This is a genomic window from Pseudomonas sp. CAU 1711 (assembly GCF_039888625.1).
Taxonomy (GTDB): domain Bacteria; phylum Pseudomonadota; class Gammaproteobacteria; order Pseudomonadales; family Pseudomonadaceae; genus Aquipseudomonas.
Map to the genome: position 1 here is coordinate 45,400 of NZ_JBDQQT010000016.1, position 17,926 is coordinate 63,325.

At 67.5% G+C, this 17,926-nt stretch carries 10 protein-coding genes, 1 tRNA gene and 1 pseudogene; 9 read left to right on the plus strand and 3 right to left on the minus strand.

Annotation, left to right across the window (positions count from 1 at the left end):
• The first annotated feature begins 34 nt into the window (after positions 1–34).
• On the plus strand, positions 35–604 hold the full coding sequence (gene plsY, locus AAFN46_RS17405; protein WP_347809962.1) for a glycerol-3-phosphate 1-O-acyltransferase PlsY: 570 nt from the start codon (positions 35–37) through the stop codon (positions 602–604).
• A 9-nt stretch (positions 605–613) separates the two neighbouring features.
• On the opposite strand, the gene tsaD is transcribed toward plsY, so the two are convergent.
• Positions 614–1,639, minus strand: coding sequence for a tRNA (adenosine(37)-N6)-threonylcarbamoyltransferase complex transferase subunit TsaD (tsaD, locus tag AAFN46_RS17410; RefSeq protein ID WP_347809963.1), 1,026 nt, complete (start codon positions 1,637–1,639; stop codon positions 614–616).
• 203 nt (positions 1,640–1,842) lie between these two features.
• Between tsaD and rpsU the strand changes: the two genes are divergently transcribed.
• The 5 genes from rpsU (at position 1,843) to AAFN46_RS17435 (ending at position 10,071) form a co-directional block, all read left to right on the plus strand.
• Entirely contained in the window at positions 1,843–2,058 is a 216-nt protein-coding gene (gene rpsU / locus AAFN46_RS17415) for a 30S ribosomal protein S21 (protein WP_021702507.1), read from the plus strand.
• A 140-nt stretch (positions 2,059–2,198) separates the two neighbouring features.
• Complete coding sequence (gene dnaG / locus AAFN46_RS17420; protein ID WP_347809964.1) at positions 2,199–4,184, plus strand: DNA primase; 1,986 nt, start codon at positions 2,199–2,201, stop codon at positions 4,182–4,184.
• 67 nt (positions 4,185–4,251) lie between these two features.
• Positions 4,252–6,096 carry an RNA polymerase sigma factor RpoD gene (gene rpoD / locus AAFN46_RS17425; RefSeq protein ID WP_347809965.1) on the plus strand — a complete coding sequence of 615 codons (1,845 nt, stop codon included), beginning with the start codon at positions 4,252–4,254 and terminating at the stop codon, positions 6,094–6,096.
• 152 nt (positions 6,097–6,248) lie between these two features.
• Positions 6,249–9,977, plus strand: coding sequence for an EAL domain-containing protein (locus AAFN46_RS17430; RefSeq protein WP_347809966.1), 3,729 nt, complete (start codon positions 6,249–6,251; stop codon positions 9,975–9,977).
• A 17-nt stretch (positions 9,978–9,994) separates the two neighbouring features.
• A tRNA-Ile gene (locus AAFN46_RS17435) sits at positions 9,995–10,071 on the plus strand.
• 327 nt (positions 10,072–10,398) lie between these two features.
• On the opposite strand, the gene AAFN46_RS17440 is transcribed toward AAFN46_RS17435, so the two are convergent.
• Together AAFN46_RS17440 and AAFN46_RS17445 are read right to left on the minus strand one after the other, a co-directional pair.
• Entirely contained in the window at positions 10,399–12,459 is a 2,061-nt protein-coding gene (locus AAFN46_RS17440) for a HAMP domain-containing methyl-accepting chemotaxis protein (protein ID WP_347809967.1), read from the minus strand.
• A 179-nt stretch (positions 12,460–12,638) separates the two neighbouring features.
• The gene (locus tag AAFN46_RS17445) at positions 12,639–14,063 is read right to left on the minus strand and encodes a PLP-dependent aminotransferase family protein (RefSeq protein ID WP_347809968.1); all 1,425 of its coding nucleotides are present in this window, start codon (positions 14,061–14,063) and stop codon (positions 12,639–12,641) included.
• 142 nt (positions 14,064–14,205) lie between these two features.
• Between AAFN46_RS17445 and AAFN46_RS17450 the strand changes: the two genes are divergently transcribed.
• From AAFN46_RS17450 to AAFN46_RS17460, 3 genes and pseudogenes are all read left to right on the plus strand, one after another.
• Positions 14,206–15,099: a DMT family transporter gene (locus AAFN46_RS17450; protein ID WP_347810029.1), complete on the plus strand. Its 894-nt coding sequence runs from the start codon at positions 14,206–14,208 to the stop codon at positions 15,097–15,099.
• A 3-nt stretch (positions 15,100–15,102) separates the two neighbouring features.
• Positions 15,103–16,997, plus strand: a pseudogene (gene moeB, locus AAFN46_RS17455) (molybdopterin-synthase adenylyltransferase MoeB).
• 10 nt (positions 16,998–17,007) lie between these two features.
• On the plus strand, positions 17,008–17,922 hold the full coding sequence (locus tag AAFN46_RS17460; protein ID WP_347809969.1) for a PLP-dependent cysteine synthase family protein: 915 nt from the start codon (positions 17,008–17,010) through the stop codon (positions 17,920–17,922).
• Positions 17,923–17,926: the final 4 nt, after the last annotated feature.

The following is a 17,926-nucleotide window of genomic DNA, read 5'->3' on the forward strand; positions in this document are numbered from 1 at the left end:
AGAATCGGGGCTCCCTCGCCCCGGAATGGATACCATGCTCTGGCTGCTGGCACCGCTCGCCTACCTGCTCGGCTCGCTGTCCTTCGCCATCCTGCTCAGCCGCCTGAGCGGCGGGCCGGACCCGCGCGCCAGTGGCTCGGGCAACCCCGGCGCCACCAACATGCTGCGGGTCGCCGGCAGGAAGCTGGCCCTGCTGACCCTGCTCGGCGATCTGGCCAAGGGCCTGCTGCCGGTACTGCTCGCCAAGCTGCTCGGCCTGCCACTGCAGGACCAGGCCTGGGTCGGCCTGGCCGCCGTGGTCGGTCACCTCCACCCCATCTACTTTGGCTTCAAGGGCGGCAAGGGCGTGGCCACCGCCGCCGGCATGCTGCTCGGCCTCTACCCGCCTGCCGCCCTGCTGGCCCTGGCGAGCTGGGCACTGACCTTCTACCTCACCCGCACCAGCTCGCTGGCCTCGCTGATCGCCACGCCGCTGACCCTGCCGCTGCTGGCCTGGCAGCAACCGGCGGCGCTGCTGCCGATGTGCGCGCTCACCGGGCTGATCGTCTGGCGTCATCGCGGCAATCTACGCGACCTGATGGCCGGACGCGAACGGCATTTCTAATCCCACGGCTCAGATGGCCGGCAGCTGCTCCATCGGCCAGCGCGCCTGCACCTTGATCTCCGGCCCCTCGTGCTGGCCGGCCAGCAGGCGCTGGCAGCCGGCGTAGGCGATCATCGCGCCGTTGTCGGTGCAGAAGCGCGGACGGGCATAGAACACCTTGCCCTTGAGCCCGGCCAACATGCCCTCCAGGGACTGCCGCAGGGCCTGGTTGGCGCTCACCCCGCCGGCGATCACCAGGCTGTTGAGGCCGGTCTGCTTGAGCGCGCGCTTGCACTTGATGGTCAGGGTGTCGACCACCGCCTCCTGGAACGCCCGGGCGATGTCGGCGCGGGTCTGCTCGCTGGCGTCGCCGGCGTCGCGGCACTGCTGCCAGGTGTTCAGGGTGAAGGTCTTGAGGCCGCTAAAGCTGAAGTCCAGGCCGGGCCTGTCGGTCATCGGCCGCGGGAAGCTGAAACGCCCCGGCGTGCCCTGCTCGGCCAGGCGGGCGATCTCCGGGCCGCCCGGATAGCGCAGGCCCATCAGCTTGGCGGTCTTGTCGAAGGCCTCGCCGGCGGCGTCGTCCATCGACTCGCCGAGCATCTGGTACTGGCCAATGCCGTCGACCCGCACCAGCTGGGTATGGCCGCCGGACACCAGCAGGGCGACGAACGGAAAGGCCGGCGGCGACTCTTCCAGCATGGGCGCCAGCAGATGGCCTTCCATATGGTGCACGCCCACGGCGGGAATATCCCAGGCCAGGGCCATGGCCTGGGCACAGGCGGCGCCGACCAGCAGGGCGCCGACCAGGCCGGGGCCGGAGGTATAGGCGATGGCCTCGACCTGCCCGCCCGTCACGCCGGCCTCGCCGAGCACCTGACGGATCAGCGGCAGCATGCGCTTGACGTGATCGCGCGAGGCCAGCTCCGGAACCACGCCGCCGTAGACGCGGTGCAGGTCGATCTGGCTGAACAGGGCATCGGCCAACAGGCCGCGCTCGCTATCGTAGAGGGCGACGCCGGTCTCGTCGCAGGAGGTCTCCAGGCCCAGCACTAGCATGGGGATAGAACCTTCAACACTGGCTATATAGGAAGGCGCGCATGATAATCGTCGCCCCACGGCCGGGCCAGCGCTTTTCGATCAGAGGCTTTGCATTCCCTGGCGCGAGGCGTTAATATCCGCAGCCCTTGAAAACCGACGTATTCCCGTGCCCTTGCCGGATCGCGTCGTCCATTCGGTAAAACAGTGAAGGTACGACCTGGATGCCAGCCGTCAAAGTTAAAGAGAACGAACCCTTCGACGTAGCTCTGCGTCGCTTCAAGCGCTCCTGCGAAAAGGCCGGTGTCCTGGCCGAAGTGCGCAGCCGCGAGTTCTACGAGAAGCCCACCACCGAGCGCAAGCGCAAGGCCGCCGCCGCTGTTAAGCGTCACGCCAAGAAAGTGCAGCGCGAGCAGCGCCGCCGCGAGCGCCTGTACTGAGTTATCGGTCGCGCCGCTGAAGGCTTCCGCACTACCCGGCTTCGGCCGGGTTTTGCATTTAAGGCTCCGCTTCGCCATCCGGCGATGATCGGAGTTTTTTCGTTTATGCTGCCGCCTCCCCTCTCCTTTCCCGACGCGCCATGGCCGGTCTGATTCCGCAGTCCTTCATCGACGACCTGCTCAACCGCACCGACATAGTCGAGGTGGTGAGTTCGCGCATCCAGCTGAAGAAGGCCGGCAAGAACTACACGGCCTGCTGCCCCTTCCACAAGGAGAAGACGCCCTCCTTCAGCGTCAGCCCGGACAAGCAGTTCTACTACTGCTTCGGCTGCGGCGCCGGCGGCAACGCCCTCGGCTTCGTCATGGACCACGATGGCCTGGACTTCCCCCAGGCCGTCGAGGACCTGGCCAAGCGCGCCGGCATGGACGTGCCGCGCGAGGACGGCGGCCGCGGCCGCACGCCGCGCCAGCCCACCGACTCGCCGCTCTATCCGCTACTGACCGCCGCCGCCGACTACTACCGCCAGGCCCTGAAGAGCCACCCGACGCGCAAGGCGGCGGTGAACTACCTCAAGCGCCGCGGCCTGACCGGCGAGATCGCCCGCGACTTCGGCCTCGGCTTCGCCCCGCCGGGCTGGGACAACCTGCACAAGCACCTGGCCGGCGACAAGCTGCAGCAGAAGGCCATGATCGACGCCGGCCTGCTGATCGAGAACGCCGAGAACGGGCGCATCTACGACCGCTTCCGCGACCGCGTGATGTTCCCCATCCGCGACAGCCGCGGCCGCGTGATCGCCTTCGGCGGCCGCGTGCTGGGCGACGACAAGCCCAAGTACCTGAACTCGCCCGAGACCCCGGTGTTCCACAAGGGCCAGGAGCTCTACGGCCTGTACGAGGCGCGCAAGAACAACCGCGAGCTCGACGAGATCATGGTGGTCGAGGGCTACATGGACGTCATCGCCCTGGCCCAGCAGGGCCTGCGCAACGCGGTGGCGACCCTCGGCACGGCGACCAGCGAGGAGCACCTCAAGCGCCTGTTCCGCCTGGTGCCCAGCGTGCTGTTCTGCTTCGACGGCGACGCCGCCGGGCGCAAGGCCGCCTGGCGCGCCCTGGAGGCCACCCTGCCCAACCTGCAGGACGGCCGGCGCGCGCGCTTCCTGTTCCTGCCCGACGGCGAAGACCCGGACACCCTGGTGCGCAGCGAAGGCACAGACGCCTTCCGCGCGCGCATCAACCAACACGCCCAGCCGCTGGCCGACTACTTCTTCCAGCAGCTCACCGAGGAGGCCGACCCGCGCTCCCTGGAAGGCAAGGCGCACCTGGTGACCCTGGCCGCCCCACTGATCGACAGGATCCCCGGCAACCACCTGCGCGCCCTGATGCGCCAGCGCCTGTCGGAGATCACCGGCCTGTCCGGCGAGATGCTGCAGCAGGTCGCACAGAGCGCCCCACCCGCACCCGCCGCGCCGACCAGCAGCCACGAGCCTCCTGCGGACTACGGCCATTACTACGACGCCCAGCCGGAATACGGCGACATCGCCGACTACGCCGACCATATCGAGCCACCGGCCACGGCCTTCGAACCGAAGAAGACCTGGCAGAAAGGCGACGGCAAGGCCTGGAAGAAGGGCGGCGACTGGAAGAAAGGCAATCGAGAGAACGCACCACCGCGCAAGCCGGTGCACGTCGAATCGCCGACCCTGACCGCCCTGCGCACCCTGCTGCACCACCCCCAGCTGGCACAGAAAGTCGAGGATGTCAGCCATTTCGCCGACGAAGACGACACCTACGCCCAGCTACTGGTCGCCCTGGTCGGCACCCTGCAGAAGAACCCCAAGCTACGCTCGCTGCAACTGATCGCGCGCTGGCACGGCACCGAGCAGGGTCGCCTGCTGCGCGCCCTGGCGGAAAAAGAGTGGCTGATCGAGAGTGAAAATCTTGAACGGCAGTTCTTCGACACCATTACTACACTTGCCAGTGGCCAGCTGAAGAAACGCCGCGAACAGCTGTTGCGCAGCGTCATGCACAAGAGCCCCAGCGAACTTAGCGACGAGGAGAAGGCTCTATTGAGAGAGCAGTTCAGCCACCCCTCGTCGCCCGACAGCAAGAGCCCAACTGGCGCCTGAGGCGCCGAATCGGGTATAATCCTCGGCTTATTTTCAGCCCGCCAAGACCTTCAGTGGATAGGGTGCTATGTCCGGAAAAGCGCAACAGCAGTCTCGTTTGAAAGAGTTGATCAGCCGTGGTCGTGAGCAGGGTTACCTGACTTACGCCGAGGTCAACGACCACCTCCCGGAGGACATCTCCGATCCGGAGCAGGTGGAAGACATCATCCGCATGATCAACGACATGGGGATCAACGTATTCGAGAGCGCTCCGGACGCCGACGCCCTGCTGCTGGCCGAGGCCGACACCGACGAAGCCGCCGCCGAAGAAGCCGCCGCCGCCCTGGCCGCGGTGGAGACCGACATAGGTCGCACCACCGACCCGGTGCGCATGTACATGCGCGAAATGGGTACCGTTGAGCTGCTGACCCGCGAGGGCGAGATCGAGATCGCCAAGCGCATCGAGGAAGGCATCCGCGAGGTGATGGGCGCCATCGCCCACTTCCCCGGCACCGTCGACAGCATCCTCGCCGAATACCAGCGCGTCACCAGCGAAGGCGGCCGCCTGTCCGACGTACTCAGCGGCTACATCGACCCGGACGACGGCAGCCTGCCGGCCGAGGAAGTCGAGCCCGAGCTCAAGGCAGCCGCCGCCGAAGCCAAGGACGACGAGGAAGAGGACGACAGCGACGACAGCGATTCCGATGACGAGGGCGATGGCGGCCCCGATCCGGAAGAGGCCGCCCGTCGTTTCGGCGCGGTCGCCGAGCAGCTGGAGAAGACCCGCAAGGCTCTGAAGAAGCATGGCCGCGGCAGCAAGCAGGCGGACAAGGAGCAGCTGCTGCTGGCCGAGCTGTTCATGCCGATCAAGCTGGTGCCCAAGCAGTTCGATGCCCTGGTCGAGCGCGTGCGCGGCTCGCTGGAGCAGGTGCGCGCCCAGGAGCGCGCCATCATGCAGCTGTGCGTGCGCGACGCGCGCATGCCGCGTGCCGACTTCCTCAAGCTGTTCCCCGGCAACGAAGTGGACCTGCAGTGGTCCGTCGGCCTGGCCAAGGGCAAGGCCAAGTACGCCGAAGCCATCGGCAAGCTGCAGGCCGACATCCAGCGCTGCCAGGAGAAGATGGCCGCCATCGAGGCCGACGCCGACCTGGTGGTCGCCGAGATCAAGGACATCAACCGGCGCATGAGCATCGGTGAGGCCAAGGCCCGCCGCGCCAAGAAGGAGATGGTCGAGGCCAACCTGCGCCTGGTGATCTCCATCGCCAAGAAGTACACCAACCGCGGCCTGCAGTTCCTCGACCTGATCCAGGAAGGCAACATCGGCCTGATGAAGGCGGTGGACAAGTTCGAATACCGTCGCGGCTACAAGTTCTCGACCTACGCCACCTGGTGGATCCGCCAGGCGATCACCCGCTCGATCGCCGACCAGGCGCGCACCATCCGCATCCCGGTGCACATGATCGAGACGATCAACAAGCTCAACCGCATCTCCCGCCAGATGCTGCAGGAGATGGGCCGCGAGCCGACCCCGGAAGAGCTGGGCGAGCGCATGGAGATGCCCGAGGACAAGATCCGCAAGGTGCTGAAGATCGCCAAGGAGCCGATCTCCATGGAAACGCCGATCGGCGACGACGAAGACTCGCATCTGGGCGACTTCATCGAGGATTCCACCATGCAGTCGCCGATCGAGGTGGCCACCGTGGAAAGCCTCAAGGAAGCCACCCGCGAAGTCCTCGCCGGGCTCACCGCACGCGAGGCCAAGGTGCTGCGCATGCGCTTCGGCATCGACATGAACACCGACCACACCCTCGAGGAAGTCGGCAAGCAGTTCGATGTCACCCGCGAGCGTATCCGCCAGATCGAGGCCAAGGCGCTGCGCAAGCTGCGCCACCCGACCCGCAGCGAGCACCTGCGTTCCTTCCTCGACGAGTGACGACAAAAAACCCGGCAAACGCCGGGTTTTTTGTATCCCACCTCCCCCTTCGAGCCGCTGCCCGCAAGGGCGACTGCAATAGTCGCCCCCGCGATTTTTTGCCTGAGCGCCGACTACACTGAAACCGTACTCAGGCTTTTCGGACCTGTCGCATGTCGCGCCTGCTGGCCATTCTCCTGTCGTGCCTGGCGTGCTGGACGCCGCCCGCGCTCGCCCTCGAACTCAGCCCGGAGGAGCGGGCCTGGCTGCAGGAGCACCCGCAGCTGCGCCTGGGAATAGATGCCTCCTGGCCGCCTTTCGAATTCCGCGACGAACAGGGCCGCTACAGCGGCCTCAGCGCGGCCTACATCGGCTTGATCGAGCAGCGCCTCGACATCCGTTTCATACCGGTCGAGCCCAAGAGCTGGAGCGAGGTACTGGAGAGCGCCAAGGCCGGTAGCCTGGACCTGCTGCCCGGGGTGATGTCCACGCCGGAGCGACAGCGCGACTTGCTGTTCACCCGCCCCTACCTGGACTTCCCCATCGTCATCCTCGCCCACCAGGGTGGGCCCCAGCCAAGCAGACTCGACCAGCTGTACGGGCTGAAGGTCGCCGTGGTCAAGGACTACGCCCCGCACGAACTGCTGCGCAGCCGCCACCCCGACCTCAGCCTGCTGCCGCTACCCAGCGTCAGCGCCGCCCTGCAGGCCCTGGCCATCGGCCAGGCCGACGCCATGGTCGGCGACCTCGCCTCCAGCGTATGGAGCCTGCGTCAACTCAAACTGGAAGGCCTCAGCGTGAGCGGCGAAACGCCCTATCGCTACCAACTGGCGATGGCCACGCCGAAGAGCCAGGCGCCGCTGATCGGCATACTCGACAAGCTGTTCGCCGACCTCAGCCCGGCCGAAGTCGCCGCGCTACAGGAGCCCTGGGTCGGCGGCGTGCTGGACAGCCGGCACGTCTGGCGCCAGGTGCTGCTCTATGGCTTGCCGGCCCTGCTGCTGGCCCTGGTGATACTGGGCCTGGCCCTGCGCGGCAACCGCCGCCTGCGCCGGGAGATCGACGGCCGCAAAGCGCTGGAAGAACAGCTGCGCGACAGCGAACTGCACTATCGCAGCCTGGTCGAGAGCCTCAGCGCCATCGCCTGGCAGATGCGCCTCCCCGACTACCGCTTCACCTACGTCTCGCCACACGCCGAGAAACTCCTCGGCTACCCGCTCGCCGACTGGCTGCAAGCCGGCTTCTGGCAGAGCACCCTGCATCCCGAGGATGCCGAGCGCGCGCAGAACTACTGCATGGGCGAGACCCAGGCCGGGCGCGACCACAGCCTGGACTACCGCATGCTGAGCGCCGACGGGCGAGTGGTGTGGATACGCGACATCGTCACGCTCGATCGCCAGGACGGTCAGCAGCTGCGCGGCCTGATGATCGATATCAGCGCCGCCAAACAGGCCGAACAGGCCCTGCGCCTGTCGGAAGAGCGCTTCGCCTCGGTGTTCCACAATTGCCCGGACAGCCTGGTCATCGTGCGCCGCCAGGATGGCGTGATACTCAGCGTCAACCGCACCTTCGAGCAGCAACTGGGTATCGCCGCCGAAGAGGCCACCGGCAAGACCGCCACCGAACTCGGCATCTGGGGCCAGCAGGGCGTCGGCCCCATGCTGCTCGACCGCCTGCAGCACGAGGTGCTGAACAATATCGAGCTGCCCTTACAGCCCCGCAATGGCGAGCCCTTCACCGGCCTGATCTCGGCCCAGCACATCGAGCTGGGCGGCGAGCCCGCCCTGGTGGTCGCCGTGCGCGACATCACCGCGCTCAAACACATGCAGCAACAGCTGGAAGTCTCCCAGGACAAGTTCTCCAAGGCCTTCCACGCCTCCCCGGATGGCCTGCTGATCACCCGCCTGCGCGACGGCATGATTCTCGAGGCCAACACCGGAGCGCAACGCATCAGCGGCTACACGGCCGAGGAGATCGTGGGCCACAGCACGCTGGAGCTGGGGCTCTGGAGCTACCCAGAGGACCGCCAGAGGATGCTCGAACAGGTGCGCGAACATGGCGCGCTCAGCGGCTTCCGCGCCTGGATCAACACCCGCAACGGCCAGCGCCGTCTCGGTGAGCTGGCGGTGCAGTCACTGACCCTCGACGAGGAGCCCTGCCTGCTGATCATCGCCCGCGACATCACCGAGCGCGAACAGATGCAGGAGCGCCTGCACCAGGCCGCCACCGTCTTCGAGAGCACCGCCGAAGGCGTGATGATCACCGACCTGGAACAGCGCATCACCGCGGTCAACCGCGCCTTCACCGACATCACCGGCTATAGCGAAGCAGAAGCCCTGGGGCAGAGTCCGCGCCTGCTCGCCTCCGGCAAGCATGACAGCGCCTTCTATGCCGCCATGTGGCACCAGTTGGCCGCCACCGGCCACTGGCAAGGCGAGGTGTGGAACAGGCGCAAGAACGGCGAGCTGTACCCGGAGTGGCTGACCATCAGCGCGGTGCGCGACCGCAGCGGGCAGATCACCCACTTCGTCGGCGTGTTCGCCGACATCAGCTCGCTCAAACTCGCCCAGGACCGCCTGGACTACCAGGCCCACCACGACCCGCTGACCGGCCTGCCCAACCGCCTGCTGTTCGAGAGCCGCCTGGAGCAGGCGCTGCGCGACGTGCGCACCGACCATGCCCGCGGCGCCGTGCTGTTCCTCGATCTGGACCGCTTCAAACACATCAACGACAGCCTCGGCCACCCGGTCGGCGACCTGCTGCTCAAGAGCATCGCCCAGCGCCTGCGCGAGCAGTTGCGCGACATCGACACGGTGGCGCGCCTGGGTGGCGACGAATTCATCGTGCTGCTGCCCGGCCTGCATCTGCCAGGCGATGCCGAGCGGGTGGCGAACAAGCTGCTGGCCTGCTTCAACGCCCCCTTCCAGGCCGAAGGCCACGAGTTCTTCATCAGCGCCAGCATCGGCATCAGCCTGTTCCCCGAGAACGGCAACGACGTCGCCACCCTGGTGAAGAACGCCGACGCGGCCATGTACAGCTCCAAGGCCAAGGGCCGCAATCGCGTCGAGTTCTACACCCGCAGCCTGACCTTCCAGGCCACCGAACGCATGACCCTGGATCTGGAGCTGCGCCGCGCCATCGAACGCGACGAGCTGAGCCTGCATTACCAACCCAAGCTGTGCCTGCACAAGGGCGAACTGGTCGGCGCCGAAGCCCTGCTGCGCTGGCACCACCCAGTGTTCGGCGACATCCCACCGGACCGCTTCATCCCGCTGGCCGAAGAGAGCGGCCTGATCCTCCCGCTCGGCGACTGGGTCCTGCAGGAGGCCTGCCGGCAAATGCGCATCTGGCAGGAAAACCATGCACCTTTCGGCCCGCTGTCGATCAACCTGTCCGGCAGCCAACTGCGCCAACCACAGCTGACCGCGCGCATCGCCGGGGCCCTGAGCGACTTCGGCCTGGCCGCCGAGAAACTGCAGCTGGAAATCACCGAGAGCTTCATCATGACCCAGGCCGAAGAGGCCCTGTCGATCCTCCACGGACTCAAGGCGCTCGGCCTGCAGCTAGCGATAGACGACTTCGGCACCGGCTACTCCTCGCTCAGCTACCTCAAGCGCCTGCCGCTGGACATCCTGAAGATCGACAAGTCCTTCGTCCGCGGCCTGCCCGGCGACCCCGACGACGCCGCCATCACCCGCGCCATCATCGCCCTCGGCCGCAGCCTGCAGATGACGGTGATCGCCGAAGGCGTGGAAACCAAGGCCCAGGAGATCTTCCTCACCAGCGAAGGCTGCGCGCAAATCCAGGGCTACGTGGTCAGCCGCCCGCTCAGCGCCGAAGCCTTCGCCGCCAACTTTCTCGGCCCGCTAACGATTGGCAGCGCGGAAAAGGCGCCGGTATAATCCGCCGCTCCTTCTGAGGGCCTATAGCTCAGTCGGTTAGAGCAGAGGACTCATAATCCTTTGGTCCACGGTTCGAGTCCGTGTGGGCCCACCAACTCCAAAGCCGCGCAATGCGCGGCTTTTTTCTCATAACGGTAGTGGCATCTGGATCAGTCTATGGTCCAAAGGTACAAAATCGGTACAGTGCTGGTACGCCAGCCTGCCTTTAGAGTCCTTATAGATAGCCACAATCATCAGCTTCGTGCGAGTAACACTGGATGAGGCCCTCGAGCGTTACCTCGAGGGCAGTTGCTAGCAGGTCTGCTTGTAATTACCTACATACTCGAACAACGAGATCGGTACATCTCACCTGATTCAGGAAGTTTTCTTCAGCGTTTCCTTAGGCCTTCGTGCATACGTAGCCCTACCTAGGCAGCACGCATCATTCCAGATGGAAATGCGCGGTATTCTGCGCCAGGCTGCGACTGCCCTGGCTCAGGCGGTCGGCGACGCCATGCACGGTCTGCGCGCCGTGCAGTAGATCGGCGGCGGCCTCGTCGACCCGCTGGATATTGCCGCTGACCTCCTCGGCCGTGGCCGCCTGCTGCTCCACGGCGGCGGCGATCTGGGTCAGCATGTCGCTGACCCGCTGCACGGCGCCGGCGATCTCGCCCAGGTGATCGCCCAGCTCGGTGACCGCTCCGGCCTCGGCATCCGCCTGGCCGCAGGCCGTCTGCATCAGCTCCACCGACTCCAGCACCACGCGCTGCAGGGCCTCGACCGTGGCGCTGATCTCGCGGGTCGACTCCTGGGTACGCTGCGACAGCGAGCGCACCTCGTCGGCCACCACGGCGAAACCGCGCCCGGCCTCGCCGGCCCGCGCCGCTTCGATGGCGGCGTTGAGCGCCAGCAGGTTGGTCTGCTCGGCGATGCCCTTGATCACGTCCACCACCCGGTCGATCTGCTGCGCCTGCTGGCGCAGCTCGCCCAGCGCGGCGGCGGTGTCGCCCAGGCGCGCGGTGAGCTGGCGCATGCTGGCGGTGGTCTGCTGGCTGCGCTGGTTGCTCTGCTCGGCGATATGCCGGGTCTGGTTGGCATCCTGCGCCGCCAGCTCGCAGTTCTCCGCCACGCTCTGCGCGGTGGCGGCCATCTGCGTGGCGGCGGCGGCGATCTGGCTGACCTGCTGCTGTTGCTGTTCCACCGCGCCGAGGGCGCGGCGCGCCTCGTCGCCGAGCACCCGCACGGTGTCGTTGAGCTCGGCGCTCTCGCGGTTGACCCCCTGCAGCGAGCCGCGCAGCTGCGCGACCGCATCGTTCAGCGCGGCGCCGATCAGCGCCAGCTCGTCCTGGCCGTGCACGGTGACCCGGGTGCGCAGGTCGCCATCGCGCAGCGACTGCGCCAGGGAGGTGATGCGCCAGCTGCTGCCACGGATCGACACCTGCAGGCAGAGCAGGGCGTAGAGCGCCAGCGCCACCAGCAGGCCGAAGGCGCCGAGGGTGACGATCAAGGCGCGCAGGGCCTTGGCCCGGTACTGGCCGAGGCGGCTGTCGAGGGCCTCCAGGGTCGCCCGCTGCAGCTCCTCGACCTGCTGGTGGGCGGCGTCCATGCCGCGCTCGAAGGCGGCCAGGTCGAGCTGGATGCCGCCGTCGCCGTACATTTTCTGATCCAGCTGCGCGATCCAGGCATCCAGCCCGGCCATGCTCCGCGCGTAGGTCTGGTTCCAGCCCGCCAGCGCCTTCGGCAGTTCCTGCTCCAGGCGCTCGCCGAGCTTGCCCAGCTGCTGCCGCGACTCGCCGGTGGCGGCGCGGATCTCGCGCAGCTGCAGGCGGCTCTGCAGGCTGAACTGGCCGGCCGCCACCGCGCCCTGGCCGACGCTGGCCAGCACGCCGAGCTGCTGCTGCAGACGCGGCGCGCCCTGGGTGCCGACCTGCATCAGCAGGTAGGTCTCCAGCCAGGGGTCGAGGATCAGGCCGCTCTCGGTGGTGATCTGCTCGCGCAGGCTGCCCAGCTGCTGCAGGGCCTGGGTGAACCTGTCGTAGGCGTCCGGCCACCAGCCGAGGTCGTCCAGGGCCTGGGCGCGCAGGCCATTGCGCAGGCCCTGCAGGTTCTGCAAAGCGGCCAGGCTCTGCTTGCCAGCGCCCTCGTCGTGCAGGGTCTGCTGCAGACGCTGCAGCGCCTGCTCCAAGTCGGCTTCGCTCTGCTGCATGAGGGCCATGGCGGCCTGGGTCTCGGCCGAGGCCTGGCGGTTGCGCTCGGTGGCCTTCCAGCGCGCGGTGAGGTTGCGCTGGCGCACCAGCACCAGCTCGACGCGGTCAAGGGCCTGCAGCTGCAGCACCCCGGAGTGCTCCTCGTCGACCACCCGCAACTTGCCCAGATAGTTGTCGCCGATGGACCAGGCGGCATAGGCCAGCGGCAGGATGAACAGCAGGGCCAGCAGTTGGAACTTGCGGGCGAAGCTGAACCTTTCCAGCGCGCTCACCCCGGGCTTTAGCAGTGCATTCATCGTCGAACTCCTTGATCGGACGAAACCGCGAAGTCCTGGCTTGGCAAATGCCGAGCCACGCCTCCGTCGCCTCGAGGCCATCCTCAATTATCGGAAGCCTCGTCGACTTCATGAGTTAAACGATAGAAGGCAATGCGCCATCGGCGTGCGAAAAAGCGCCACGCAGCTCCCGCCGCCGCTCACTCGGCGAACGGCTCGTTGCCCTGGCGCAGGCTGTTGCCCAGGGTCTGGAAGCCCTGCAGCAACAGCAGATCGTCGTGCGAGGCGTTGCTGACGCTGGCGCGGACGAACTGCGGCACCGCCGCCCGGCCGACGGCGAAGGCTTCCGCAGTGGCGATCAGGTAGTTCTTCAGCTTCAGATCGGCCGCCACATCCGAGGCCCGCCAGGGCTCGGGCACCTCGATCCAGAAGTGCGGGCACTGCGGATGGGTCCGGTAGTTGAGCCCCTCCAGCAGCCCCTGGACCAGCGCCTTGCGCCGGCCGATCTCGGCGATCTGCTGCTCCAGCAGGGTGCCGGCGATGCCGTCCTCGATCCAGCGGGAGGCCAGCTCCATGGCCAGCGGCGTGGCCATCCAGCAGCTGGCGCGCAGGCCGGCGGCGATGCGGCTGACCAGCGGCGCCGGCGCGTGCAGGTAGCCGACCCGCAGGCCGGCGGCCACCGCCTTGCTCAGGCTGGCGATCAGCACGCTGCGCTCCGGAGCGTAGTGGCTCAGCGGCAACGGCCGGTCGGCCACCAGCACGGCGTGCGCCTCGTCCTCGATGATCAGCAGGTTGTGCTCGCGGCAGACCTTGACCAGGGCCTCGCGGCGCCGGGCGGAGAGCACCCCGGTGGTCGGGTTCTGCAGCGTGGGGCTGCAGTAGATGGCGCTGACCCTGTTGTAGCGGCACAGTTCGTCGAGGGATTCGGGGATCAGCCCCTCGGCGTCCATCGCCGCGCCCAGCAGCTTGATGCCGAGCATGCGCGCGGCGGTGATCAGCCCCGGGTAGGTGAGCTGCTCGGTCACCAGGCTGTCGCCGGCGCGCAGCAGCGCCATCAGGGTGCAGAGCAGGCCGTGCTGACCGCCGTTGACGCACAGCACCTGCTCGGCCTGCGGCTGGAACTCGCCATGGGCGAGCCAGAGCGCACCGGCCCGGCGATAGCGCGGCAGACCGAAGTCCGGGGTGTAGAGCGCCAGCTCGCCGAGGGTGCGCGGGTCCCTGGCCAGGTCCTGCAGGCTCTGCGCCAGCAGCTCGGTCTCCATGCCGGGGATGTGCATGTTGCGGCTCATGTCGTACTGCTCGGCACGCTCCTCGACGAAATTGCTGAAGCCGGCATCGCGCCTGCGCTCCAGGTCGCGCTGGCGGACGAAGGTGCCGTCGCCGACCCGCGCCACCACCAGGCCCATGCGTTCCAGCTCGGCGTAGGCGCGGCTGACCGTGCCTATGGTCACCCCGAGGCGATCGGCCAGGCTGCGGTGCGGCGGCAGTTTCGCCCCGCCTTCGAGGCTACCCTCGAGAATCCTGATTTCCATGGCGTCGGCGAGACGCTTGTACTTGGCGCCCTGCCCGGATTCCAGCGCACCCCGCAGCATTGACACCGTGTCAATAATTGGTTTGACAGCCATTTTTCGTCCAAATAGCCTGATTGACCAGTATCAATCGCGATTGATACCGAATTATAAGGGTTCAATTTAGCAGAAGCGAAGGATTGTCATCATGCCAATGTCAGCGGTAATTGAAAACTCCGGCAAATCCAGACAGCAGTGGCTGGCGGCGCTCGTCACCTCGCTGCTGTTCCTCACCGTGTGCCTCAGCTGGGGCACCACCTGGCTGGGGATCAAGATCGCCGTGGAAAGCGTGCCGCCGCTGACCGCCTCCGGCCTGCGCTTCCTCATCGCCTTCCCGCTGTTCCTGGTCTTCGCCCTGGTGCGCGGCGACTCGATCTTCTTCCCGCGCAGCCAGCTGGGCTTCTTCGTCTTCGTCACCCTGGGCTACTTCAGCCTGCCTTACTACCTGCTCAACTACGGTGAGACCCATGTCTCCTCGGGCCTCACCGCCCTGCTGTTCAGCTGCATGCCGGTGTTCATCCTGATCTTCTCCGCGCTGTTCCTGCGCGAGCGCATCTACCTGTCGCAGGTGACGGGCATCGCCATCGGCTTCGCCAGCCTGTTCATGATCCTGCGCAGCCAGGGCCTGAGCCTGGCCCACGACGAGTTCGCCGGGGTGCTGGCCATCCTCGCCGCGGCGGTGATGCACGCGCTGTGCTACGTGGTGACCAAGAAGCAGGGCGCCGAGATCAGCGTGATCACTTACAACACCCTGCCCATCGGCATCGCCGGCCTGCTGCTGTTCCTCGTCGGCCTGGGCGTGGAAAGCCCGGACTTCGCCGCCATCAGCGCGCGCTCCTGGTCGGCGCTGGCCTACCTCGGGCTGTGCGCCTCGGTGGGCGGTTTCATCGTCTACTTCTTCCTGCTCAAGCGCCTGAGCCCGGTGATCCTGTCCTTCGTCTTCATCATCTTCCCGGTGTTCGCGGTGATCGTCGGCTCCTGGTACGAGGGCCAGCCGATCTCCCGCGACCTGGCCCTGTACTCCGCCCTGCTGCTGGCCGGCTTCGCCATCACCAAGGTGCCGGTGGAAAAACTCCTGGCGAAGAGGGACTGAGCCATGAGCCACCAGGACGTCCTCGACCAGCAGGCCCTGCAGGCCATCTACCGCCACGCCGCCGAGACCTACCCCGAGGAATGCTGCGGCTTCGTCTTCGCCGATGCCCGGGTGCACCCGGGCCAGAACATCCAGAACCAGCTCAACCGGCTCGACCCCGAGGTGTACCGGCGCAGCGCCGCCAACGGCTACACCTTCGCCGTGGCCGACACCCTGCTGCTCAACCGCAGCCTGCGCGGCGACAACCCGGTGCGGGTCATCTACCACTCGCACCCGGACGTCGGTGCCTACTTCAGCCGCGAGGACGAGGACAAGGCGCTGTTCATGGGCCAGCCCATCCACCCGGTGGCCTACCTGGTGGTCGACGTGCGCGCCGGCGAGGCGCTGGGCGCCAAGCTGTTCGAGTGGAGCGGAGAAGCATTCGTCTGCAGCCGGGAGTTCCCCGGCTCACCTTAATGGCCTGTATCAAAAGGAGTTTGGCTATGAGTGTGGTGATTTTCCCGGAAGTGCTGGCGCGCGTCGCCCGATTGCCGGCCGCCCGGCTGGAAGGCGCGGGGCGCACGGTGCGCGAACTGGTGGATGACGTCTGCGCCCGCCACGCCGGGCTGCGCGAACACCTGTTCTACGGCAACGCCCAGTTCAAGGAACACTTCCTGCTGACCGCCGGCGGCGAGCTGCTGGATGCCGACAGCCCGCTGGCGGAAGACGCCGAGCTGGACATCCTGCTGGCCACCTCGGGCGGCCTGGACTGCGACGAACTGAGCAACGACGAGGTGCGCCGCTACGTGCGCCACATCACCCTGCCGGACGTCGGCCGCGCCGGCCAGCTGCGCCTGAAGAACGCCCGCGTGCTGATCATCGGCACCGGCGGCTTGGGCTCGCCGGTCAGCCTGTACCTGGCCGCCGCCGGCATCGGCACCCTCGGCCTGGTCGACTTCGACCGGGTCGAGAGCAGCAACCTGCAGCGCCAGGTGGTGCACGGCACCGCCACCCTCGGCCTGGCCAAGGTGGAGTCGGCGCGCCGCCGCCTGGAAGATCTCAACCCGGGCATCCGCATCGACGCCCACGACTGCGCGCTGACCCCGGACAATGCCCTGCAGCTGGTCGGCGACTACGACCTGGTGATCGACGGCACCGACAACTTCGCCACCCGCTACCTGCTCAACGACGCCTGCGTGCTGCTAGGCCGCCCGCTGGTGTATGGCGCACTGCATCGCTTCGACGGCCAGGTCAGCCTGTTCAACCACCAGGACGGCCCCTGCTACCGCTGCCTCTATCCGAAGAGCCCGCCCGCCGAGCTGGCGCCCAACTGCAACGCCGGCGGAGTGATCGGCGTGCTGCCCGGCGTGGTCGGCCTGCTCCAGGCCACCGAGGCGATCAAGCTGATCCTCGGCATCGGCGAATCGCTGGTCGGCCGCCTGCTGCGCTTCGACGCCCTGGCGATGAAGTTCGCCGAGGTGCGCTTCAAGCGCCGCCCCGACTGTCCCAGCTGCTCGCCGGCGCGCAGCGACCGCAGCCTGCAGGTCGAGGCGCCGACCCAGTGCGCCGCCGAGCAGGCCGCCGGCGACTCGCTGCCGGCGGATTTCTTCGTCACCCCGCACGAGCTGCAGCTCGGCCTCAACCTGGGCGTGGAACTGCAGCTGCTCGACGTGCGCGAGCCCAACGAGCTGGAGGTCTGCCTCCTGCCCGCGGCGCGCAACATTCCGCTGGGCCAGCTGGGCGAGCGCCTGGCCGAGCTGGAGCGCGACCGCCCGCTGTGCCTGATCTGCTACGGAGGTCCGCGCGCCGAGCGCGCCGCGCGCCAGTTGCTGGAGGCCGGCTTCAGCCGCGTACAGGTGCTCAAGGGCGGGCTCAAGGCCTGGGCCCGCGACATCGACCCCGACATGCCGCTGTACTGAGGAGCGGACGATGATCCACGACTCCCTGCTGCAGGCCATAGGCGAGACGCCGGTGGTGCGCCTGGCCGCCTTCAGCGCCGAGACCGGCCTGGAGGTGTACGCCAAGCTGGAATCGCTCAACCCCGGCGGCAGCCACAAGGCGCGCATCGCCCTGGCCATGGTGCGCGACGCCGAGGCCCGCGGCATCCTGGTGCCGGGCAGCGGCCAGACCATCATCGAGCCGAGCGGCGGCAACACCGGCATCGGCCTGGCCATCGCCGGCAATATCCTCGGCTACCGCGTGCTGCTGGTGATCCCCGACAACTACAGCCCGGAGAAGCAGAAGCTGCTGCGCCTGTACGGCGCCGAGGTGGTGCTGTCCGACAGCCGCCGCGGCAACAACTCGCACGGCGAGCTGGCCATGGAGCTGCAGCTGGAGAACCCGAGCTACGTGATGCTCAACCAGCAGCGCAACCCGGCCAACCCGGAGATCCACCGGCGCACCACCGCCCAGGAGATCCTCCGCGACTTCGCCGAGCTGCCGCCGGACTGCCTGGTGGCCGGCATCGGCACCGGCGGCCACGTCACCGGCCTGGGCGAGACGCTCAAGGCGCGCTGGCCGCAGCTGCGGGTGTTCGGCGTGGAGCCCGAGCAGTGCGACCTGCTCGCCGACCGCCATGCCCCACACGAGATCCAGGGCCTGTCCATCGGCCTGGTGCCGGCCATCCTCAACCTCGACGTGCTCGACGGCATGCTCAAGGTCACCAAGCAGGCCTGCCTGGAGCGGGTGCGCCGCACCATGCGCGGCGACGGTGTCAGCCTAGGCCTGTCCTCGGCGGCCAACCTGGTGGCCATCGCCCAGCTGGCCGGCGAGCTGCCGCGTGGCACGCGGGTCCTGACGCTGGTCTACGACGGCGTCGACAGCTACCTCCCTCATTTCGACTGAAGCG

Bases quoted from the DNA above. Each gene is read 5' to 3' on its own strand.
- plsY (WP_347809962.1), top strand. From the start codon at position 35: ATGCTCTGGCTGCTGGCACCGCTCGCCTACCTGCTCGGCTCGCTGTCC.
- tsaD (WP_347809963.1), bottom strand. From the start codon at position 1,639: ATGCTAGTGCTGGGCCTGGAGACCTCCTGCGACGAGACCGGCGTCGCC.
- rpsU (WP_021702507.1), top strand. From the start codon at position 1,843: ATGCCAGCCGTCAAAGTTAAAGAGAACGAACCCTTCGACGTAGCTCTG.
- dnaG (WP_347809964.1), top strand. From the start codon at position 2,199: ATGGCCGGTCTGATTCCGCAGTCCTTCATCGACGACCTGCTCAACCGC.
- rpoD (WP_347809965.1), top strand. From the start codon at position 4,252: ATGTCCGGAAAAGCGCAACAGCAGTCTCGTTTGAAAGAGTTGATCAGC.
- AAFN46_RS17430 (WP_347809966.1), top strand. From the start codon at position 6,249: ATGTCGCGCCTGCTGGCCATTCTCCTGTCGTGCCTGGCGTGCTGGACG.
- AAFN46_RS17440 (WP_347809967.1), bottom strand. From the start codon at position 12,459: ATGAATGCACTGCTAAAGCCCGGGGTGAGCGCGCTGGAAAGGTTCAGC.
- AAFN46_RS17445 (WP_347809968.1), bottom strand. From the start codon at position 14,063: ATGGCTGTCAAACCAATTATTGACACGGTGTCAATGCTGCGGGGTGCG.
- AAFN46_RS17460 (WP_347809969.1), top strand. From the start codon at position 17,008: ATGATCCACGACTCCCTGCTGCAGGCCATAGGCGAGACGCCGGTGGTG.